The sequence below is a fragment of the Pseudomonas taiwanensis genome, from assembly GCF_013393345.1.
GTDB lineage: Bacteria > Pseudomonadota > Gammaproteobacteria > Pseudomonadales > Pseudomonadaceae > Metapseudomonas > Metapseudomonas resinovorans_C.
Genome location: NZ_QJRF01000077.1, coordinates 123617 through 143664 on the forward strand (window position 1 = coordinate 123617; position 20048 = coordinate 143664).

Annotated in this window: 18 protein-coding genes; 7 read left to right on the top strand and 11 right to left on the bottom strand. The window is 61.7% G+C overall.

The window, feature by feature from the left end; translation table 11 throughout:
- Positions 1 to 148: 148 nt before the first annotated feature.
- From DM872_RS29155 to DM872_RS29165, 3 genes are all read right to left on the bottom strand, one after another.
- Positions 149 to 1705 (bottom strand): AMP-binding protein, encoded by a 1557-nt coding sequence (locus DM872_RS29155; protein WP_234358201.1) that lies wholly within the window; start codon positions 1703 to 1705, stop codon positions 149 to 151.
- A 94-nt stretch (positions 1706 to 1799) separates the two neighbouring features.
- A complete protein-coding gene (locus DM872_RS29160) occupies positions 1800 to 3149 on the bottom strand; it encodes a DUF1329 domain-containing protein (protein ID WP_158713770.1) in 1350 nt (449 codons plus the stop codon).
- A gap of 61 nt (positions 3150 to 3210) precedes the next feature.
- Positions 3211 to 4857, bottom strand: a complete 1647-nt coding sequence (locus tag DM872_RS29165; protein ID WP_371579079.1) for a DUF1302 domain-containing protein — start codon at positions 4855 to 4857, stop codon at positions 3211 to 3213.
- Positions 4858 to 5210: 353 nt separating this feature from the next.
- Between DM872_RS29165 and DM872_RS29170 the strand changes: the two genes are divergently transcribed.
- The 4 genes from DM872_RS29170 (at position 5211) to DM872_RS29185 (ending at position 8705) form a co-directional block, all read left to right on the top strand.
- Entirely contained in the window at positions 5211 to 6491 is a 1281-nt protein-coding gene (locus tag DM872_RS29170) for an MFS transporter (RefSeq protein ID WP_077523172.1), read from the top strand.
- 76 nt (positions 6492 to 6567) lie between these two features.
- Positions 6568 to 7587 carry a Rieske 2Fe-2S domain-containing protein gene (locus DM872_RS29175; protein WP_077523174.1) on the top strand — a complete coding sequence of 340 codons (1020 nt, stop codon included), beginning with the start codon at positions 6568 to 6570 and terminating at the stop codon, positions 7585 to 7587.
- Between the two features lie 53 nt (positions 7588 to 7640).
- Positions 7641 to 8141, top strand: coding sequence for a hypothetical protein (locus DM872_RS29180; RefSeq protein ID WP_077523176.1), 501 nt, complete (start codon positions 7641 to 7643; stop codon positions 8139 to 8141).
- A gap of 69 nt (positions 8142 to 8210) precedes the next feature.
- Positions 8211 to 8705, top strand: a complete 495-nt coding sequence (locus DM872_RS29185) for a nuclear transport factor 2 family protein (protein WP_077523178.1) — start codon at positions 8211 to 8213, stop codon at positions 8703 to 8705.
- 157 nt (positions 8706 to 8862) lie between these two features.
- On the opposite strand, the gene DM872_RS29190 is transcribed toward DM872_RS29185, so the two are convergent.
- The 4 genes from DM872_RS29190 to DM872_RS29205 all read right to left on the bottom strand — a co-directional run bounded on the left by DM872_RS29190 (position 8863) and on the right by DM872_RS29205 (position 12537).
- Positions 8863 to 9927, bottom strand: coding sequence for a dihydrodipicolinate reductase (locus DM872_RS29190; RefSeq protein ID WP_077523180.1), 1065 nt, complete (start codon positions 9925 to 9927; stop codon positions 8863 to 8865).
- Positions 9928 to 10067: 140 nt separating this feature from the next.
- The gene (locus tag DM872_RS29195) at positions 10068 to 10847 is read right to left on the bottom strand and encodes an enoyl-CoA hydratase/isomerase family protein (RefSeq protein ID WP_077523182.1); all 780 of its coding nucleotides are present in this window, start codon (positions 10845 to 10847) and stop codon (positions 10068 to 10070) included.
- Positions 10840 to 11736 (bottom strand): alpha/beta fold hydrolase, encoded by an 897-nt coding sequence (locus tag DM872_RS29200; protein WP_077523184.1) that lies wholly within the window; start codon positions 11734 to 11736, stop codon positions 10840 to 10842. The genes DM872_RS29195 and DM872_RS29200 overlap by 8 nt, the downstream gene beginning before the upstream one ends.
- A gap of 6 nt (positions 11737 to 11742) precedes the next feature.
- Complete coding sequence (locus tag DM872_RS29205) at positions 11743 to 12537, bottom strand: enoyl-CoA hydratase/isomerase family protein (protein ID WP_077523187.1); 795 nt, start codon at positions 12535 to 12537, stop codon at positions 11743 to 11745.
- 234 nt (positions 12538 to 12771) lie between these two features.
- On the opposite strand from DM872_RS29205, the gene DM872_RS29210 reads away from it, so the two are divergent.
- Positions 12772 to 13857 carry a glycerol dehydrogenase gene (locus tag DM872_RS29210; protein ID WP_077523189.1) on the top strand — a complete coding sequence of 362 codons (1086 nt, stop codon included), beginning with the start codon at positions 12772 to 12774 and terminating at the stop codon, positions 13855 to 13857.
- Between the two features lie 57 nt (positions 13858 to 13914).
- Here the strand turns inward: DM872_RS29210 and DM872_RS29215 are convergent, their stop codons facing one another.
- The 4 genes from DM872_RS29215 to DM872_RS29230 all read right to left on the bottom strand — a co-directional run bounded on the left by DM872_RS29215 (position 13915) and on the right by DM872_RS29230 (position 18096).
- Complete coding sequence (locus DM872_RS29215) at positions 13915 to 14721, bottom strand: metal-dependent hydrolase (protein WP_077523191.1); 807 nt, start codon at positions 14719 to 14721, stop codon at positions 13915 to 13917.
- 162 nt (positions 14722 to 14883) lie between these two features.
- Positions 14884 to 16017 carry an epoxide hydrolase family protein gene (locus DM872_RS29220; protein ID WP_179062654.1) on the bottom strand — a complete coding sequence of 378 codons (1134 nt, stop codon included), beginning with the start codon at positions 16015 to 16017 and terminating at the stop codon, positions 14884 to 14886.
- A gap of 56 nt (positions 16018 to 16073) precedes the next feature.
- The gene (locus DM872_RS29225; RefSeq protein ID WP_077523195.1) at positions 16074 to 16892 is read right to left on the bottom strand and encodes an enoyl-CoA hydratase-related protein; all 819 of its coding nucleotides are present in this window, start codon (positions 16890 to 16892) and stop codon (positions 16074 to 16076) included.
- A gap of 52 nt (positions 16893 to 16944) precedes the next feature.
- Complete coding sequence (locus DM872_RS29230; RefSeq protein WP_179062655.1) at positions 16945 to 18096, bottom strand: thiolase; 1152 nt, start codon at positions 18094 to 18096, stop codon at positions 16945 to 16947.
- A gap of 173 nt (positions 18097 to 18269) precedes the next feature.
- Between DM872_RS29230 and DM872_RS29235 the strand changes: the two genes are divergently transcribed.
- A complete protein-coding gene (locus tag DM872_RS29235; RefSeq protein WP_179062656.1) occupies positions 18270 to 19166 on the top strand; it encodes an alpha/beta fold hydrolase in 897 nt (298 codons plus the stop codon).
- A gap of 19 nt (positions 19167 to 19185) precedes the next feature.
- Positions 19186 to 20046 (top strand): MaoC/PaaZ C-terminal domain-containing protein, encoded by an 861-nt coding sequence (locus DM872_RS29240; protein WP_179062657.1) that lies wholly within the window; start codon positions 19186 to 19188, stop codon positions 20044 to 20046.
- The last annotated feature ends 2 nt before the right edge of the window (positions 20047 to 20048 follow it).

Genomic DNA, 20048 nt, shown 5'->3' on the forward strand with positions numbered 1-20048 from the left:
AAAAGATAGGGAAGCGCTGATGATCCGAGTGTTTTTGATCAATTGACCGCTTTCAAAAAATCGGCGGACGCTGAAGTCAGCCAGGAATACATGGCTATTTCAGGCCATCCCTAGCACGCCTCCCGACAGCGCCCCACCAACAACTTCTTCAACTGTCGGCGAACATCTCGCGCAGTTTGTTCTTCAACACCTTGTTCAGCGAGTCATTGCGCGGAAGACGCTCCATGATCTCGAGCTGCTCAGGGATTTTCTGTCGCATTACCGCGGCTTGCTCGAAGTAGGCACGCATTTCCTCGAACTCCAGCGGCTCGGCGCCAGGACGCAGTTCGATCACTGCACAAATACGTTCACCGCGCTCGAAATCCGGCAGTCCGATAACGGCAGCATCAGATACCTTCGAGTGGGCACACAGCAGGTCTTCGATTTCCTTGGCGGAGATATTCTCGCCCTTGCGGATAATGATGTCCTTAAGCCGTCCGGTGATCGTCAAATACCCGTCTTCCCTCTGCACCGCCAGATCTCCAGTCCGGTAGAAACCATCGGCGTCGAATGCTTCCGCATTCTGCGCCGGGTCCGCATAACCGAGAAACACGCCACGTCCCCGAACCCTAACCTCTCCGACCACGCCCTGAGGCGCCAATGTACCGTCCGCTTGCACAATGCGAACTTCCAAGTCACTCCGCGGAACGCCGTCGGTGAAGGCCAGTTGCTCTTCGCTCGACTGGAGCGGGGCGATGGTCAATGCCGGGCATTCGGTCATGCCGTAGCTGTGGCAGATAGTCACTCCCAACTCCTTCCTAGCGCGCAGGAATACCTCCGGCGGCCTCGCCGAGCCGCCGCCGCCGAGCACGCGCAGCGTTGGATAAAGCCGCTCGCCGGGCTGGCCCACCTGCTCGTTGAGAAAACCCAGGTAATGTGCGGTGGCGCCACCACTGAGGGTCACCCGGTAGCGCTGGAAGAGCTCTCGTGCCGCAGTTGGAGAAAACTGCTCCATCAGCAACGCCGAACCACCGCCAATCATCAGCATGGCGAGGTACATGGGACCGCCGATATGCGCGATGGGATAGGCGATTGTGCCAACGTCCGTCGGCGAGAACTGGTAGCTCTCGGCCAGGCCACGGCCTGCCTCGATCAGTGCGGCGTCGCAGTGCAATGCCCCCTTGGGCGCCGAAGTCGTGCCAGAGGTGTAGAACACCCAGGCTGGAACGTCGTCAGCCTTTGGAGGTAGCGGCAATTTGGCCCGTCCCATACTCGGAAGACGCGCAGGCAATGCCAGAACCTTCAAGCGAAGACCCTCCCGGGTGGCCGACTGGTGGACGGTTTCAGCCAGCCTGTTGCCCTCCCCTCGCTCTGAAACGATGAAGCAAGCGGGGCGATTCTGCCGCAAAACCTGGCGTACCTCGTGCTCACGATAAAGGTGTATGACAGGGTTCTGCACCACCCCCAGGCGGGACAGTGCCGCGATCAGCACCGCCGCCTCAAGCGTGGTGGGCAGCTGCCACGTCACTTTCATTCCGGGGCGTACGCCCTGGTCGAACAAGTAAGCGGCCATCCGTTCGGCTTGCGCTGCGTATTCGGCGAAGCTCAGGCATGTACCCTGAGTATCGAGCAGCATGGGTGCATCGGGGGTAGCGGCCACGCGGTAGCGCAGCAACGCGGTGAAGCTTGGCGCCGTCGGCAAGGTAGCCTCGGAAGTCATCAGCATCGCGATATCTCATGAGTAGGCCGACCTGGAAGACCGAGAGGCCATCCGTTCAGTGGGTCGGCGATAAGGGTTGTGAATGCCAAAGCGACAATGGTCAACGCACGCCCTGTCCGGCCAGGGTTGCCGGCTGAGTGGTTTGCGGTGGGCGTACGGCCGTCACCATGATTTTCGAGCTGACGTTGTCGTTGGAGTATGCGCCTTTACGCAGGTCATACACCTGTGAGGCGCAGGAAGCGAACTGCGGCTCCACTGCATCGTAGGCCTGCACGCAGATGTTCTGGCCGGTACGCGCTAGGGTGCCGGAGTAATCCCAGTTGTCGGTCAGCACCAGCTTCCAGGTGTCACCGTCGTAATAGAACACGCGCTTGTCGTAGACATGTCGTTCACCGGCCTTGCGGGTGCCTTCAATCTGCCACACACGCTGCAACTCCCAGCGCACCAGATCAGGATTGAGGTGTTGTGGTCCCAGGACCTGTTCAGGCTTGGCCGCGTAGTAGTCGTAATTGTTGGCTGGTACGAACATCTCTTTTTGGCCGACCAGCTTCCAGTTGAACTTGTCCGGACGCCCGGAGTACAGGAGCACCTCGTCGTAGAAGATGGCGCCACCGAAGGTAGAAACCGCGGTGTCGTACTTGAAGTCGGGTGCCAGCCGAACTCGACGCTGACCAGGGGTATAGATCCAAGTCTTTTGCTCTTGCTCGGCATAATTGGTCGAGTAATGGATCAGGGTGCGCCGGCCGTTGCTCTGTGCTGGAGACCGGGTTTGCACGAACAGCTTCATGTAGGGGCCGCTGAAGGATGCCTGCTGATTAGGTTTGTAGTAGGGGGACTCGTAATAGTTGTCCTGGGTGGTCAGCTCGATGCGGCTGCCTGAGGTGTCGACCAGGTAGCCCGGCGAGTGGCGAAAGTAGGCTTCCGGTGTCCATGAAAGGTTGTGGTTCCACAACACCTCAGCGGCAGTCTTCGGAATGGGGAACGGGACACCGCCCTGGGCGCCGCTGACACCATCGCTCTCACCGACCATCTGTGCCGAAGTGGCATTGGCCAGGGTGCGCTCCAGTACCCATTCCGGGTACCAGGCGGTGCGTCGAGTCGGATACACCTTGACGGCAAAGGTCGGCCATCGCTTGAGCATGGTCTTGGTGCCTTCGCTGAGCTGATCGGCGTACTGGTCCATGTTCCTGGCGGTGATCACCAGCGTCGGCCGGTCCTCGGGGAACGGATTGGGTCGTACGCCGCTGCCAGGCTTGTAGTCCGCAGGCGGAGTGATTCGTGCGGCCCCCGGATCGTAGGCGGGAATCGTGCCGGCGGCATTCGCCGCCTGTACGGCGCCGAAGCGAGTAAGGGTGGTGCCCAACTGCTTGGCCTCCTCGACATTGACTGCAGCCCAGCTGGACTGGGCCGCCACCATCAGGGAAAGGGCAAGGCTAATTCTTTTTGTCATGGTCATGTCCTCGGAATCCGCGCCGGCCGAGGGCCGGCCGGCGCATTGACGGGCCTGGCGGTCAGAAGCTGGTCTGAATGGAGAAAGCGATCCAGTCTCGGTCGCGAGTGCTAAAGCCGTCGCGGCCGCTGGTGGCCACACCGTTGGTGACCCGGCTGTATGGCGCGTAGGTAGTCACGTACGTGAGCGCGGTGGTGACTCTTTCGTGGATGTCGGCCTGCAAGCCGATGGACAGGGTGTAGGTGTCCTCCTGGCCGCTGGCGGAGGTGGCACCGTTGCCATGTATGCCGTAGCGGACATTGGTCGGCAAGGCGAGGTTCACCCCCGGCAGCACCTGCAGCCATTGCGGGGTGACCTGCAGGGTGGCGCCGACGAAGTCCCGGGTCGAGCAGCCATCGTCGGCATCCAGGCCGAGGGGCGCACACCCATCGTCCTCGCCGCGATACAGCTCCTCGTGAGCGGTCACATCGAGCAGGCGCGAGTACGACAGCTCGGCGGTCCATGTGCCTGAACTGTAGAGTGAAGTCTTGGGCAGTGCGCCGATCATGTTGACCAACATGTGCAGGGTATCGCCGCGCGGCCCCTCATTGTCCGCAATGCTCACGCCCAGGGCGTTGAGCGGCGCATCATGACGCATCGACAGCTCCACGCCGAGACTGGCGTCGCCCAGGGACCTGTTCAGGGAAAGACCGAAGAGGTCGATGTCCTCCGGATACACCAGGCGGTAGCCGCCTTTGACCGACTGCGGCGCTAGCCAGGGCATGGGGTCGTCGAAACGCCGGTAATAGGCTGCCAGCTCGCCATCGAGGAACTCCGGCGTCCACGAGGCACTTAGTCCGAAGCTGCCGTACTTGTGGTCCGGCTCCAGAGGATCGAGGCGCGGAATGCTCACCCCCGGGGATAGCGGGCGCCGGTCCGGGCCGGCGAACAAATAATCGGTACCGGCAAAGTAGGTGCCGCCTTCGGAGAAGCGCGTTGGCTTCCAGTCCAACTGGTACACGCCGGCGAGGGATAGCTCGGGGGTCACCTGGCTCTGCAGCGAAAACTGGGGCACCGGTAGAAACACTTCCTGGGCGGTGGAGCCGGGCACCATCGCCGACTTTCGTGCATCAAGCGGCGACTGGCCATAGGCGATGCTGTTGGAGTAGTGGTCGTACACCGAGGTACCCCAGTACACCGTGTGCTGGCCGAAACGCAAGTTGACCGGCGTGTCGCCGACCTCCATCGAGCCGAACGCGAAAGCGTCGAGAATCTCCCCCGACGGCCCCTTGTAGTAGCGTTGGACGAGGCCGGAATAGCGGTCGTTCTCGTAGCTGCTCTGCCAACCCTGGCTACGCAGCTCCGGATTCTGTTCGACATTGCGGTCGAAGCCAAAGTCATACCACCCGGCGGCGCTCAGGCGCACGCCGTGGATCTGCTGATAGGTGAGATCGATCTGGGTAAGAACGTCGGCGCGGTTCATGATCATGTCTCCACGGTCCACCCGGTAGTCGCCTTCGTCGCGGTTGGGCGAGTCGGCCAGACGGTGATCACGCTCATGCAGCCGGACACCGCCCGTGTACTTCACCGTGGTGTCCCAGTCGAGGCGAAAGTCCGGATTTCCCAGATCGAATGTCATGGCCTGCACCGGGGCAATGCCAAGACAAATAGCGGACAAACAGCTGGGAAAAATAAATAGACGCGAACGCACATATGAAGATGCGACCACAATTGCCTCCTTTTTTATATTTATTGGAGTAGCCCTTTAATCCACACGCGGGCAACGAGAAGCGAGTAAATTTCACTATGAATTAAATGTCAAATCCATCTAATTAGTCATGACTAATGTTTAATTTTTCACAATAAAATCATTCACATAGAAACACATCAACGGATACATTCTCGAATCGCATTAGCCCCCACTAATGCAATACACAATTCTTCCATCTGTATTTTCTTGACACATGATTCAGTCGGAAATTAAGTTCCAACCGTAGGTTCAGTCGTCCTCCTCGGCTATGTAAATCCGCGCTGACCGGAGCTGAATTCAAATATCTATAAGAATAAAAAAGGAACGAACACATGCACACTCGTGTAACTTCGATCAGCATCGGCGAATTCCGCCGTGGTTGGCATATCGTTCTTCTAGGTTTAGTGGGTTTGGCCACCTCGGCCAGCGTGACGGTCATGTACGCCTTCGGCGCCATGGTGCTGCCGCTGCAGGAAACCTTTGGTTGGAGCCGCGGTGACATTCAGTCTGCAATGACCTTCTACGCCATCGGCTCGGTAGTGACCATGCAGCTTGCCGGCTGGTTGAGCGCCTGCTTCGGCCTGCGGCGCATCACCCTTGCGTCGCTTGTCGCGCTCGCTGCCTTTTACCTGTTGCTGACCCGCATCGACTCGCTGCCCATGCTTTACGCTGGCTGCGCATTGATTACCCTGGCCGGCGTCGGCACCCTGCACGTTACCTGGACGCAATTGATCACCCTGTGGTTCGTGCAGAGTCGTGGCGCGGCCCTTGCCATAACCCTGACCGGCTCAGGCATGGCCGCCACCTTCCTGCCGGCGATCGTCACCTGGGCCGTCCAGAACTGGGGATGGCAGGCCGGCTTCGTGGCGCTTGCGCTCCCACCTCTACTGCTTGCCCTGCCATTGGCCCTGCGCTGGCTGCATGATCAGGGCCCGCAACAAGCCGCCGGGATAGTCACCGAAGGCGAGCGTAGCGGTGTCAGCTTTACCGTCGGGATATGCACGCCGGCATTCTGGTTCCTGGCGCTGTCACTGGTGCTGGTGATTCTCGGCATCTGGGCGATGCTCATAAGCATCATGCCGATGCTGCAGGACAAGGGCCTGTCCTCTTCCACTGCCAGCCGCATCTTCGGCACCTATGGCGTGGCATTGATCCTTGGCCGCCTGCTGGTGGGTTTTCTCATGGACCGCTGGTGGGCACCCGGCGTGGCCTGCATCACACTGGCCATGCCGGCGCTGGGTTGCCTGATATTCCTGTTCGCCGAACCCTCGATAGCCGCCATGGCCGTTGCAACCATGCTGGTGGGAATAGGCGTGGGGGCCGAAATCGACGTCGCCGCCTTTCTCGTCGCTCGCTACTTCGGCCTGCGCGACTACCCGCGCCTGTTCGGCCTGCTTATGGCGCTGCTGGCGGGAGGTGGCTGCTTCGCCCCTTACGCCTTCGGCGAACTGTACGACGCCACGAACTCCTACGAGCCAATGCTCTGGATCTGCACCGTGGTGTTCACCATAGGCCCGCTGACCCTCCTATGCATGGGCCGCTATCCAGACCTCGGGTCCGCCAGCTCTGCCTGCCAGCCTGACGTCGTGCCGAAATCGGACCCTGCCTGCTGACCATCGGCCCAACTACGATCCCCAACAAGCCTCGACAGCATCGCATCGAGGAGAAATTAGCTATGAGGACGCTGCAATGCTCAATCTCTCGATGAAACCCACCGGCTGGTTCCAGATCGGCTGGAGCGCGGAAATCGCGCCCGGTGGTGTCAAACCCCTGAAATACTTCGGTCATGACATGGTGGCCTTCCGCACCGAAAGCGGAGAGCTCTCCGTGCTCGACGCGCACTGTCCGCACATGGGCGCCCACCTGGGCTACGGCGGCAAGGTAAAGGGCAATTGCATCGCCTGCCCTTACCACGGCTGGGAATGGAATGGCGATGGCGCCAACACCCTGATTCCGGGCGAAGAGCGCAAGATTCCGAAGAAGATGCGCAAATGGCACGTCGTGGAAAGCCACGGCATGATGTTCCTCTGGCACGATCCTGCGAACCTGGGCGGCAAGCCGCGGGAAGGCTGGGAGCTGCCAGACGTATTCGCCCACCCGGAACTCCCTGCCGATCCTGCAGATTTCTACCCCTGCTATCCGGACGCCATCGTGTTCAAGCCCAATGAGCGCATCCACCCGCAGTTGATTACCGAGAATGCTGCCGACACCGCCCACTTCCGTTTTACCCATGGCGCCCCTGAGGACCCGTTGCTGCTGAACTTCGACACCAGCACCCCTGTCTGGCGTTCGGAGATGGGCTTCCTCAACAAGCACACCAAGGAAATCGCCATGCGCCTACACGCGCGTAACGCTGGCGTGGGGCTGGCCTTCAGCATTTTCCAGCACAAGTTACTTGGCCGTCGGCTTGTGCTCTCGTGCACGCCCATTGACGAAGAGACGTCCGACCTGCGTGTCACCTACTTCTTCCCTCGCGACCCGGCCTCACCCGAGGTGATGCCCGAGCATCTGCGGGAGATGGCACGACAGACGGACGAGTTGTTCGAAGAAGACGCCCGCATGTGGCGCCACCAGAAGTTCCGCCAGCAACCTATCTTCGCCAAGCGCGACGTGGCCGGCTATCGGGCCCTGCGCGACTGGTGCCAGCAATTCTACGAAGCCACCGGCTACCCGCGCGGACCGATCCAGGTCATGGAAGACGACATGTAAGACAGCCCCGCAGGGTGGCCTCCGCCACCCTGTCTCTACATAAGGAATCGATCATGCTCGGCGGACCCAAAATCACCCATATCGATAACAAACCCGCTAACGAAGTGCTGCGCATCGAGTACGACGACGGCCGCGTAGCCTCTGTGTGGGAACGCTTTCTGGAAATGTCTCCACGCTACTTCAGTTTCTACAACACCTGGGAGCCCGGCTCTCTGGCCCCCCGCCACGGCCATCACGGCGACCATGTGGTGTATGTGCTGGAAGGTGAAATAACGGTGGGCGACGTTCGGTGCACCAAGGGCAGTCATATCTACCTGCAATACGGAGACACTTTCGGCCCCTGGGTGGCTGGCCCGGAGGGCGCCCAATTGCTGGGAATCATCTACAACGGCGATGGCCGCGCCTTTTTCGCCGACGAGGATATGGCCCATTTTCAGCAACTGCTCGCCGAACGCGGTGCACGGATGGGGGCCACGCCCGCACTCAACGGCCTGCCCGCCTGGCGGGCGGACCGTCATGCCAACCCCTTGCCAGGCCCCGTGCGCAAAACCTGAACCGTTCGAGTCGGTCCCGACGCGCCGGAAGACAGCCCGCCCAGCACCGAATCCCCATGAGGCAAGCCCATGACAGCCAGTGAACAGCGCCTTATCGACGAATTGAACATCCAGAAACTGACGGCCGCCTACAGCCACGCGATCATGCGTCTCGACGCCCGAGCAGCCGCCGCCACCTACGCCGAAAACGGCATCCTTTCCGCGTTCTACGCTCCCGACATCATCGGCCGCCAGGCCATCGCCAAGATTCTCACCACGACCCTCTCCCCCATCCAGTTCATCTGCCAGACGTCCACCGCTGGGGTGATCGATGTGGACGGCGATCAGGCACGAGCCAGTTGGACCATCACCGAACTGCTGCGTTTCAGGGACAAGGATGAACTGGCCTGCTGCTTTGGCCTGTACGAGGACGTTCTGGAACGCCACCCGGGCGGCTGGCATTTCGTCAGCCGACGTTTCGTCCCCTTCTACCGGGGCAGCATTCCTTCGACGGGGAAGACTTACCAGGTGCCCCCGTTCAAGCATGACTACTCGCCCTGGCCACTGCTGATCAATCTTGACTGATCGTCACATCCGGCATCGGCGTTGGCGGTAACTTGCATTGAGCCCAGCGAGGTATTGCTGCTCAAGAGGTGGCTGTGGAGGGTGATTCACCCAGCCCCTCCTCTCGCAGAGCGCGCCACAAGGATAATACGGCCGACAGTTTACAGGGACGGCGTCGTCACGAGCCGGGACGCCCCAGGCCGCCGACAGGGGCAGGAAGATCCAGTACGCTGCGCCAGCCGGGAGCAGCAGCAGCGATGCGCGGCAGGAAGTTCAGGGCTCGTGCGGCATTCAGGGCGGCGACGTGATCCGGTGCATCGGGGTCGGCCAGCAACCCGAGTTCGCACTGAATGCTCGGTGAGCCCTCGATGACCACCCGCCAATTGAGTGTTTCCTCCGAGTCACGCCAGCCCGGACCGATATCCAGGCGCGTGGTCTGCTCATTGACCAGTTCATAGAACGGCGCGCCTTGGGCGAAGGCGGTGAAGGTCCAGCGCACACCGGCAGCAGTCCCCCTGGCCACGGCAAGCCCGCTGGGTTGCAGGACCATATCGGCTTTCGATGCGCCAAACTCCTTGTTGGTCAGACGCAGTTCATCCATCACCACACCCAGCCCCTGGGCCACCAGGGCGGCGGACTGCGCGATGCCCCACATCCACAGTTGGTCGATCTGCCCAGGAGCCGCCGCAGGGTCGAAAGGCACCTCGGGCAAGGGTTGGCCGATACCCAGGTACTGCCCCATCTGTATCGCGGACGGATAGTGGGGTATGTAGTTGCGCTGCATGGCCCTGACCATGCGGATATTGCTGGAATAGCCCGAACAGAACAGCGGCAACACATCGCTGATCAGGCCGGGAATGTTGCCGCCGGCGACCAGGGCCGCACCACCCTGCTCTGCTGCCTCCTGCAGCATCCGGTGTTCCGGCTGGCTCGGCAGATACCAACCACCTATGCCGGAATAGACGCTCGTCCCGGCTCGGAGAAATCGGGCGATGATCTCCGGCTCCCACTTCAGACCGTGCCAGGACATTACATCGGCACCCAAGGCCGTAAGCGCGGCGATATCACGCGTAGCCGCGAGGCCGATCGGGCCGGTCTCAACTATCTCGCCGACATCCCGTCCATCCTTGTCCTCGCTGTGTACCAGCACACCCACCAACTCGAAGCTTGGGTTGCGCAGCAACTGACGCACCAGTTCACGACCAACACCGCCGGTGTAGCAAACGATCACTCGCAAGGTCATCTGTTATCTCCCTACTGTATTTACCGCGCTCCTGCGCATCGAGCGGCGCAAGGCTCGGAATCCGAACTCCGGATAAGCGAAGGCCCCGGTTGTCTGAACCGGGGCCTTGTCGGACTGCCAGGGTTTACGGTTGCCTTGGCCTACAGGCCGACGAATTCGGGCGCACGTTTGTTGAGGAAGGCATCCACCGCCTCTCGGTGGTCACGGGTGAGGTACAGGGCAGCCTGATTGTCCATCTCGTAATCAAGCGCATCACCGAGACAAGTAACGCCACGAGCAAGGGCCGAGCGCACCAGGGCGACGGACAATGGAGCGTTGGCGGTGAACTCCGCGGCGATCTCCAGACTCCGCGCCAGCAGGTCGGCGCCCTCCTCCAGGAGTTCGTCCACTATTCCCAGCTGAGCCGCTTCAGTCGAGGCCACCACCCGTGCGCTGTAGAAGATTCGCTTGGCCTGGGCCAGGCCTACACGTTGCGGCAGCGTCCAGAGCAGACCGAGGTCTGGAATCAAGCCCACCTTGGCAAAGGACGACACGAACTTGGCGCTGGGAGCTGCCACCACGAAATCAGCCGCCGTCGCAAGGGAGAAGCCTGCGCCTGCGGCGTAGCCTTCCACCATGGCCACCACGGGCTTGGTGCCTTCGACCACGGCACGGATCACCCGATGCCCGAGTACCATACGACCGCGCCCTACCGGCAGTGGCCGCTCGGCGGACATGCCGGATACATCGCCACCCGAGCAGAAATGTCCATTCGCGCCCCTGAGTACGATCGCGCGCACCTCCGCGTCGTCGTTCAGGGTCTCAAGGCACTCGGCCAGAGCAAACAGCATGTCCCGCGACAGCGCATTGCGGGTCTTCTCGTTGTTCAGGGTGACGACGGCAACCGCGCCGTGCCTTTCCTGCAGGACCAATTCACTCATGTTCCGCTCCAGAAGCCAGCAGTCCGCGCAAGATCGCAATCACCGCGAGAGGCTGGTCAATCATCATGTGATGGTAGGTTCCGGGTATGCCGAACGGGCCGCGGCCAAGGGGCAACAGCTCGACGGCCTGCTGGGCGTCCTTACGGCTGACCACCGGGCTGCATTCGCCATAGATCACATCCACTGGACGCTGCACGCGGGGCAGCAGGCTGACGCCAAGCTCCTCGTGGGCAAGACCAATCGGCAGATTGAGGTCGAACTTCCAGCACCAGCCCTGCTGCTCTTCACGCAGCGAGTGGCGGGCAATATTGGCCAGGATCGGTAGTACCGGATTCGGTTGCTCTGGCATCAGCCGGTATCTCTGCAAGGCGCTGGGCAGATCCGGGTAATAGCGCTTGCTGCTGGTATTGGCGGTATCGACGGGAACCTCGGCACCGGGCAAGACGATGTACGAGTCCAGCACCAGCAGACGTTTGAACAAATCGGGACGATCGGCGCAGGCGCGCAACACCCGCGAACCACCGTAGCTGTGACCGACGCCGATCACGGGGCCGAATCCGGCACCTTCGACCAGGTCGATGATATCCAGGGCACCGAATTGCTCTGGATAGCTCTGGCGATGGTCGCTGTCGCCCATTCCAGATAGGTCCAGAGCGACCACTCGGTAATCTTCGCTGAAGTAAGGTGCGATGGCGTCCCACCAATGGGCGTGGCCACGCATGCCGTGCACCAGCAACAACACAGGCCGCTCCGGTCTCTCCTCCCCCCAACTCAGGTAATGCAGGCGCCGACCGTCCACCTCAAGAAAGCATGGACGGCCCGGACGCTGCATTGCCCAGGCAAACCAGGCGTGTACTTCCACCTGCTCACGCTCCTGTGCAATGCCCATCAGTACTTACTTCTTGTTGAACACAGGCTTGCGCTTCTCGCGGAAGGCCGCGATGGCCTCCAGGTGGTCCGGGTGCTGCGAGGAGATGTTCTCGTAGGCCATACCCACGTCCATCATGCTGGCGGCCATCTGGCGCAGCGGCACGTTGATGGTGGTCTTGCTCCAGCGCAGCGACTGCACCGGCATGGCGGCCAGCTTGTCGGCGTAGGCGTCGACGTAGTCGTTCAGTTCCGCGGCCGGCATGGCCTTGTTGATCAGGCCAAAACGCTCGGCCTCGGCCGCGCTCAGCTTCTCGCCGGTGAACAGGTAGTGCTTGGCGCGGGCGTAGCCCATCAGGTAGGGCCACATGATCTGGCCACCGTCGCCGCTGATCAGGGCGACGTTGTTGTGCGGGTCACCAAAGCGCGCGGTGTCGGCGGCGAAGATCACGTCGCTGAACACGGCAACGGTCGAACCCAGTCCGATGGCATCGCCATTGACCTTGCAGATGATCGGCTTGTCGCACTCCAGCATGCCGTTGACGATGCGCTTGGCTTCGCGAACGCAGCGGTAGAACTCGGCCGGGTTGTCATGCAGCCACTGCATGTACTCGATATCACCACCTGCACTGAAGGCGCGCCCAGCGCCGGTGAGGACGATGATGTCGCTCTCCTTGTCCTCAACCAGGTCATAGAACAGCCAGGACAGTTCGGTATGCGATTCCCCGGCGAAGCTGTTCAGTTTCTCGGGCTGGTTGAAGGTAACGTTGAGAACGCGGCCACGGCGTTCGAAAGTCATCGTCTTGTAGTCAGCGAAATTCATCGTCGCTCTCCAGGTCATGCGGGCTGTTGGTTTTTTCGTAAAGCTGACATTTGGTCAGTTCTGTGTAGAATGTATAGCACTACACATGGGCTGGCAAGCAACTCGAAGTATCGATCTCAAAGTCAAGCCTTTAGCCAACCTTGCTGAAATGGCGGGAGATGGCGATGTAGTTGGGTAAATGAGGAACAAGAAAAAATAACTGACTGATATTCCACTCTAGCCAGGAACCAACAAATGCGAATCTTTGCGGCAACCTCTCGATACGTTCAGGGCGCCGGCGCGCTGGACGACCTCGGCCGGCACTGCAGGCCACTGGGCAGTCATGCCTTCGTGATCACCGACGCGGATATGGCCAGGCTGCTGGGTGCGCGCGTACTGGCCAGTTTCGAAACGGCGGAAATGGCGAGCTCGCTGGAGGTATTCCCGGGAGAAATCACCCATACCGCCATCGCTGAGCTGGCTGGGCGGGCCCGTGATTTCGGCGCGGACATGATCGTCGGCCTGGGCGGCGGCAAGGCGCTGGATACCGCGAAGGGCGTAGCGCTCAAGCTTGGAGCACGCAGCGTCAGCGTGCCCACTATCGCGTCCAATGATGGACCCGCCAGCGCCGCCATTGCCGTCTACGATGAGCACCACATCATGCAGGACATCCTGCACCTGCCGCGCAACCCTGAGCTGGTGCTGGCAGATACCCAGGTGATCGCCAATGCTCCAGTGCGCTTCCTGCGCGCCGGTATAGGTGACGCCATCTCCAAGAAGTTCGAGGCGGAGGCATGCGCCGCAGCCGGCGCCACTACCCTGCTCGGCACCCCGGCTTCTCTGACTGGCCTAATGGCCGCTGACGCCTGCTACCGGATTATCCGCCAGCATGCGGCCGGTGCCGTGCGAGCGGTGGAGCGCAAGGAGGTCAACGATGATCTGGAAGCTTTGGTAGAAGCCACGGTGCTGCTCAGTACCCTGAGCTTCGAAAATGGCGGCCTGTCACTGGCGCACGCCCTGGCACGCGGCTTCTCGTATCTGGAACGCGCCCGAGGCACTCTGCACGGCGACCACGTTGCCTACGGCTTGCTGGTGCAGCTAGTGATGGAGCAGCGCAGTGAACACTTCATCCACGAACTCTGCTCCTTCTACCGGGAGGTTGGCCTGCCCACTCGCCTGGCGGATTTCGGCCTGGAGCAACCTACCGTCGCGGAGATTCGCGAGCTGGCGGAGAAATCGATGGTCAGCCCCAGTGCCGCCCGTTTCGCTCCGGCGGTGGACGCCGATCAGTTGGAAGAGGCGATCCATCAGGTAGAAGCCATTACTACGGTTCAGGCATAACCAAGGCACCAATAAAAAGGGGGAGCCAAGGCTCCCCCTTTCATTGCGATGACTCAATCAGCCAAATCGCGCCAGCAGCGCCGCCATGCCGGGCGAAGGCACCATCTTGCCGGGGTTGTAGAAGGGCGACAGCACTTTCAGCAGACGCTTGCGACTGGCCTTTGAGATTTTCGCCTTGAGGGTCTTCTGCCGCTCGATGGAGCGCTCGCGCTCTTCAGGCGTCATGGATTCACGGTCCACACCATTGAGGTACGCAGCCACTCTGGCGGTGTGGGTGCCGATATGCTTGACCGCGAAAATGAAGGCCCACACCCGGTACAAGTACGCCAACGGGCCGCTGCCATAGAGCGCCTTGTAGGCCTGGAAGCAGACCTCGCGATGCTCGAACTCTTCGGCCAGGTGCCATTTCCACAGGTCTACTGCTTCCTGGTCGGCCCCCTCCAGGTACTCCTCGAGCTCCTCGAAGAACACCTGTCCGGCGGATGAACCCATGGCCTCGAATCCTTCGCAATAGGCCACATTGAAACGCAGGGACCTGTTGGCGAGGAAGTTGGCGTAGTCGTCGCGATAGGGCTTCTCCAGATCCTGCATACCGGCATAGCCGGATTTGTAGAGCATCTTGTTGAAAGCCACGTGCTGCTTGCAGTGCTGCACTTCCTGCTTGTTGAAAATCTCGATGCTTTCGCGCAAGGCCTGGTGCTCCTCGCCGAGCACGTCCTTGACCTTCATCATCACCTTGACCAGGTAAGGCTCGATATGGGCAGGTACCGTCGAGAAGGCGTTATAGCTTTGGGCAAACTCGCGCACAGGCGCCCAGTGTGGACGGATGCTGGAAAAATCAAAGGCGGGTTGGCGGACTTTCATCCCACTGTTCCTCTTGTTGTCATGTGATGCATCCTGTATGAGAACGGATGCTCGTCAGTCGTGGCGGGATACTGGACTGACTCAATAAATGACTAGTAGTCAGTTGTATGCTTATACCTATCCCGCGTCAATCTGCGTGGCGACGATCGGTTGTCTGGCGATTCAGCCCCTGCCCCAAAGGCGCAGGTCTTCGACGAAAGCCGCCGGACTTTCCATGGCGGCGAAATGCCCGCCCTCCCCCAGACTGCTCCAGCCAGCCAGGTTGTAGACCAGCTCCACCCGGCTTCGGGGCGGTGCTGGCGACAGCGCATCCCCAGTGCATTCGAGGAAATGGGTCGGAACCTCACAGCGCTTGCCTTCGGGCAGCAGGGTGAAGCCGTCCTTCACCACTCCCGGATAGAACCAGGCGGCGCTGGTGAAACTGCCGGACATCACATAGATCAGGATGTTGGTCAGCAGGCTGTCCAGGCTGAATACCGCTTCGAAGGGACGCTTGCGCAGATCGGCCCAGTCGTGGAAACGCTCCAGAATCCAGGCTGCCTGGCCCATGGGATTGTCAGCAGCGGCCCAGGCAATGGACTGCGGCTTGGTCATCTGTACAGCGGCATAGCCACTGTAACCGCGCTGGGCACCTTCGGCCCGCGCCTGCCAGGTTTTCTCGGCATCATCCCGTGGCGGTACCAGGGAACGGAAGCCGAGCATGTTGAGGTGGATGGCCTCGACATGGGCCCCATGGTCCAGCCCGAGCCAGGAGGTCACTATGGCGCCCCAGTCGCCGCCCTGGGCGCGGTAGCGGGGGTAGCCAAGCACTTCGGTCATCAATTTGTTCCAGAGCGCGGCGGTCTGGCGCTGGGACGTGACCCCGCCCGGTTTGCCACTGAAACCGAAGCCCGGCAGGCTGGGAATCACCAGGTCGTACGCATCCTCGGCCTTGCCACCATGGCGCGAGGGATAGGCCAGCGGCTCGATTGACTGCCAAAACTCGAAGTGCGAGCCAGGCCAGCCGTGAGTCAGCAGCAGCGGCCGACGTCCCTCGGCCTCGCCTTTCACATGGACGAAATGCACCAATTGGCCGTCGATCTCCACCTGGAACTGCGGATAGCGGTTGAGGACCGCCATGCAGGCCTGCCAATCGAATGACTCGACCCAATAGCGCTGCAACCCAGCGAGGAAGTCAGCATCGCAGCCAAGGGACCAACCGGCTCCGGCGGGCGCCGATGGCAAGCGGCAATCGGCAACCTTGGCAATCACACGTTCGATCTCGTCGCGCGTCCACTCGACCTGAAAACTCTTCATTTTTATTGTCTGCCTGTTCAGGGGGTGAGTTACGGCTGCCGGAGCAGCCTCGACGATCAGGACCAGGACCAGTCCGGATCGCGCTTTTCAATGTAGGCCTTGCGCGCTTCCTGGGAGTCGTTATAGCGCGTCACCCGGCCGGTGTAGTCCTGCTCGATGCGGTAGCCATCTTTCAGGGACAGGTCTTCCACCCGGCTCAGAGACTCCTTGCCCAGGCGCAGTCCGATGGGGCTATTCCGGGCAACCTGCGCGGCCAACTCCATGGCAGCGTCCATCAGCTGCGCCGGCGGCACCACGGCTTCCACCGCGCCCAGACGATAGAACTCCTGGGCAGGCACCGTCTCCCCGGTGAAGAACATGCGCCGGGTTTTGAAAGGCCCGACCAGACGCTGCAGATGACGGGCGCCACCCAATACTCCGGCCTTGATCTCGGGCACGGAGAAGCTGGCGTTCTCCGAGCACACGATCATGTCGCAGCTGGCCACCAGGACCAGCCCGGCACCGATAGCCTTGCCATTGACAGCGGCTATCACCGGCAGCGGGCACTCGAGGATGGCCCAGAAGCATTCGCGCACCACGGCGCCCGGGTCGAGCAGATCGATGCTGCTGTCGTCTTCCACCAAATGGCGAGCATGTCGGCGCGCCGAATCGTTGAGGTCGATGCCGCCGCAGAAGATCTTCTCTCCGGGAGCGGTGAAGACGATCACGCTGGCTTCGGTGGAACGCGCCAGCGCATTGAAGGTGGCTGTCAACTCGCGAATAGCCACCGAGTCCAGCGCGTTGACCGGTGGGCGGTCAAGGGTGACGGTGGCGATGCGCTCGCGGATCTCGACTCGCACATGGCGAGACTCGGGCAGGCTGGCAGGGATGTTCATGGGTGGAATTCTCCGGTAATCAGGCCGGCGGCCTTCTTGTTATGAAGAGTGATCAGAGGCAGTCGGCTGTGCCCAGGATCATGGTCGCCTGGCTGGACAGGGTTCCGCCGTTGGCGTGGGCCAGAGCCAGACGCGCGTCCGCCACCTGGCGATCGCCGGCCTGGCCGCGTAGCTGCAGGCACGACTCGACCAGGGTGAACAGCCCGTACATGCCTGGATGACAGCACGACAGGCCGCCACCGTTGGTGTTGACCGGCAGCGAGCCGCCCGGGCCTATGTTGCCGCCGGAAACGAAGCGCCCTCCCTCGCCTTTGGGGCAGAAGCCCAGGTCCTCGAGGAAGAGAATGGTGTTGATGGTGAAGGCGTCGTAGAGCTGCACCACGTCGATGTCCTGCGGCCCGACGCCGGCAATGGCGTAGGCGCGCTGGCCGGATTCGCGGGCGGCGGTGACGGTAAGGTCACCGGACTGGTCGACGCCCGAATACCAGGTGGCGGCAGCCGCTCCCAGTACATGGATGGGCTGGGCGTGAAGGTCGCGCGCGCGGTCGGCGCGGGTCAGCACTATGGCGGCTGCGCCGTCGGTGACCAGGCAGCAGTCGCGGACGCTGAGCGGGTCAGAGACCATCCGCGCCTTCAGGCAGTCATCGATGGTCAGCTCGTCACGGGCGAAGGCTTCGGGGTTAAGCCGAGCCCAGTTGCGCGCGGCCACCGCTACTTCCGCCAATTGCTCACGGGTGGTGCCGTACTCGTGCATATGGCGCGATGCGGCCAGGGCGTATGACGACAAGGGGGTCAGCGGCTTGTAAGGCTTCTCATAGGGGGACGGCAGGCGCATGGACACCAGGCCGCCGGAAGCCGTGCGCTGGTTGCTGCCATAGATGATAAGTGCCGTATCGCAGTAGCCGGCCTCCAGCATCAGGCTGGCGGTTATCACGTGGGAATGGAACGCCGAGCCGCCGGTGCGGTTGTTCTCGGTGAATCGTGGGGTGATCCCCAGGTATTCCGCGGCGCTCAGCCCGGACAGCGCATCGTCCGGGGTGCAGACGAACAACGCATCGACATTGGCCAGCGCCAGGTTGGCGTCCTTCAGCGCCAGCACCGCTGCCTGCGCGGCCAGGTCCAAGGGACGCATGCCGGGGGACTCGCCCATGCCATAGGTGGCTGCACCGACTATGGCCACGCGGCCACGAGGAAATTGCTCCATTGCCCTACTCCGCTGGCGACCTTTCGAGGGCCGCATTGTTCTGGACTCGATCCACATAACTAACATAGTATCAGTTTCCAGCTAAGCTACTCCATGCTCGGAGCCGGTGCAAGTCGCACCGAGAACAGGACAGATGTCTAGCTTTCAGTTTCCAAGACGGACAAGGCCATTGCATGAGCGAGTTATCCCGCAATATCCCGCCCCTTTCCGCAACCCGCCCCGAATGGGTCGAGTGGGCGCTGGCGCAGCCAGGTCGTTCGCACTTCATCGACGCCAATGGCTCTCGCCTGCACTTTCTTTCTTGGGGGTTTGAGGACACGCACAAGCCCACCCTGCTGTTCGTCCATGGCTTTCGCGGCCATGCCCATTGGTGGGACTTCATCGCACCCTGGTTCGCTGAGGAGTACCGGGTCGTGGCCATGGACCTCTCCGGCATGGGCGACAGCGACCACCGCACGCAGTACGACGCCACCACCCTGGGGCGTGACATCGCCGCCATCGCAGAACACATCAGCCATTCACCAGTAATCGCGATCGGCCATAGCTATGGTGGATCGCGCCTGCTGAGGGCGTGCGGCGAGCGACCCGAACTGTTCCAGCGCCTGGTGATCGTCGACAGTTATGTACTGTTCGAGGGCGAGAACCTGCCTCCCGAGCCAATCAAGGTCCGCGGCGACCACGAGTACCCGGACCTCGCCAGCGGCGCCGCGCGCTTCCGCCTGATACCCGCCCAGGCGGACGCGATGGCATGCCTGGTGGAACATGTCGCCGGTCATTCCTTGCGGCGAAATGGCGAAGGCTGGCGCTGGAAGTTCGATATCGGCCTGCCACCGGGTGGCGCCCGCGAGACCGACGGCGGACAAATGCTGGCCCGTGTGACTCGCCCGGTTGATTACCTCTATGGCGAGCGCAGCGTTGTGGTCAGCCGGCAGCGTGCCGAGCGCATCGTCCAGGCCCTGCCCCAGGCCCGCGGCCCCATCGCCATTCCAGCCGGCCATCACCACCTGATGTTCGACCAGCCCCTGACCCTGATCAGCACCCTGCGCGCGCTCCTCGCCACGCAACCTTGAAGACCACAGGAAGACCAAGATGGCCATCGACTACGAAAAACTCCTCGACCTGCAGATCCCTGACACCCAGCAGACCTATACCCACAAGGACAGCATCCTCTATGCCCTGAGCCTGGGTTATGCCAGCGACCCGCTGGACGCCAGGCAGTTGCCCCTGGTCTATGAGGCTGAGCTGCGCGCTGTCCCCACCATGGGCGTGGTCCTTGCTCACCCCGGCTACTGGCCCAGGACCATGAACACTGGTCTTGACTGGGTACGCATCGTCCACGCGGAACAGGGCTTGACCCTGCACAAACCGCTACCGGCCGAAGCACAAGTGATAGGAAAGTCGCGAGTGGTGGACATCATCGACAAGGGTGCCGACAAGGGTGCGCTGATCACCTATGAGCGACGCATCCTCGAGCGCGCCACCGGCGAGCCCCTGTGCACAATCACCCAGACCATGCTCGCCCGTGGTGACGGCGGCTTTGGCGGCCCGCAACGTAGCGTCGCACCACCCCCGACGGTCCCGGAGCGGCCCGCGGACCACTGCGTAGACCTGGCGAGCCTGCCGAACATGGCACTGCTCTATCGGCTCAACGGCGACTGGAACCCGCTGCACGCCGACCCGGAAGTCGCACGCAAGGCTGGTTTCGAGCGCCCCATCCTGCATGGCCTGGCGACCTGGGGCATCGCCGGGCGCGCCATCATGCAGGCGGTGTGCGATTTCGACGGCAGCCGCATTGCCTCGATCTTCGGCCGGTTCACCGCGCCAACCTATCCAGGCGAAACCTTCCGTACCGAAATCTGGGTCGACGGTCGCACCCTGGCCTTCCGAGTTCGGGCCGTGGAGCGCGACGTTATCGTGATCAATAACGGCCGCGTCGAGCTACGCGCCTGAAC

Excerpts from the sequence above, each read along its gene's own strand:
- DM872_RS29155 (WP_234358201.1), bottom strand. The coding sequence starts at position 1,705 with ATGCTGATGACTTCCGAGGCTACCTTGCCGACGGCGCCAAGCTTCACC.
- DM872_RS29160 (WP_158713770.1), bottom strand. The coding sequence starts at position 3,149 with ATGACAAAAAGAATTAGCCTTGCCCTTTCCCTGATGGTGGCGGCCCAG.
- DM872_RS29170 (WP_077523172.1), top strand. The coding sequence starts at position 5,211 with ATGCACACTCGTGTAACTTCGATCAGCATCGGCGAATTCCGCCGTGGT.
- DM872_RS29175 (WP_077523174.1), top strand. The coding sequence starts at position 6,568 with ATGCTCAATCTCTCGATGAAACCCACCGGCTGGTTCCAGATCGGCTGG.
- DM872_RS29180 (WP_077523176.1), top strand. The coding sequence starts at position 7,641 with ATGCTCGGCGGACCCAAAATCACCCATATCGATAACAAACCCGCTAAC.
- DM872_RS29185 (WP_077523178.1), top strand. The coding sequence starts at position 8,211 with ATGACAGCCAGTGAACAGCGCCTTATCGACGAATTGAACATCCAGAAA.
- DM872_RS29190 (WP_077523180.1), bottom strand. The coding sequence starts at position 9,927 with ATGACCTTGCGAGTGATCGTTTGCTACACCGGCGGTGTTGGTCGTGAA.
- DM872_RS29195 (WP_077523182.1), bottom strand. The coding sequence starts at position 10,847 with ATGAGTGAATTGGTCCTGCAGGAAAGGCACGGCGCGGTTGCCGTCGTC.
- DM872_RS29200 (WP_077523184.1), bottom strand. The coding sequence starts at position 11,736 with ATGGGCATTGCACAGGAGCGTGAGCAGGTGGAAGTACACGCCTGGTTT.
- DM872_RS29205 (WP_077523187.1), bottom strand. The coding sequence starts at position 12,537 with ATGAATTTCGCTGACTACAAGACGATGACTTTCGAACGCCGTGGCCGC.
- DM872_RS29210 (WP_077523189.1), top strand. The coding sequence starts at position 12,772 with ATGCGAATCTTTGCGGCAACCTCTCGATACGTTCAGGGCGCCGGCGCG.
- DM872_RS29215 (WP_077523191.1), bottom strand. The coding sequence starts at position 14,721 with ATGAAAGTCCGCCAACCCGCCTTTGATTTTTCCAGCATCCGTCCACAC.
- DM872_RS29220 (WP_179062654.1), bottom strand. The coding sequence starts at position 16,017 with ATGAAGAGTTTTCAGGTCGAGTGGACGCGCGACGAGATCGAACGTGTG.
- DM872_RS29225 (WP_077523195.1), bottom strand. The coding sequence starts at position 16,892 with ATGAACATCCCTGCCAGCCTGCCCGAGTCTCGCCATGTGCGAGTCGAG.
- DM872_RS29230 (WP_179062655.1), bottom strand. The coding sequence starts at position 18,096 with ATGGAGCAATTTCCTCGTGGCCGCGTGGCCATAGTCGGTGCAGCCACC.
- DM872_RS29235 (WP_179062656.1), top strand. The coding sequence starts at position 18,270 with ATGAGCGAGTTATCCCGCAATATCCCGCCCCTTTCCGCAACCCGCCCC.
- DM872_RS29240 (WP_179062657.1), top strand. The coding sequence starts at position 19,186 with ATGGCCATCGACTACGAAAAACTCCTCGACCTGCAGATCCCTGACACC.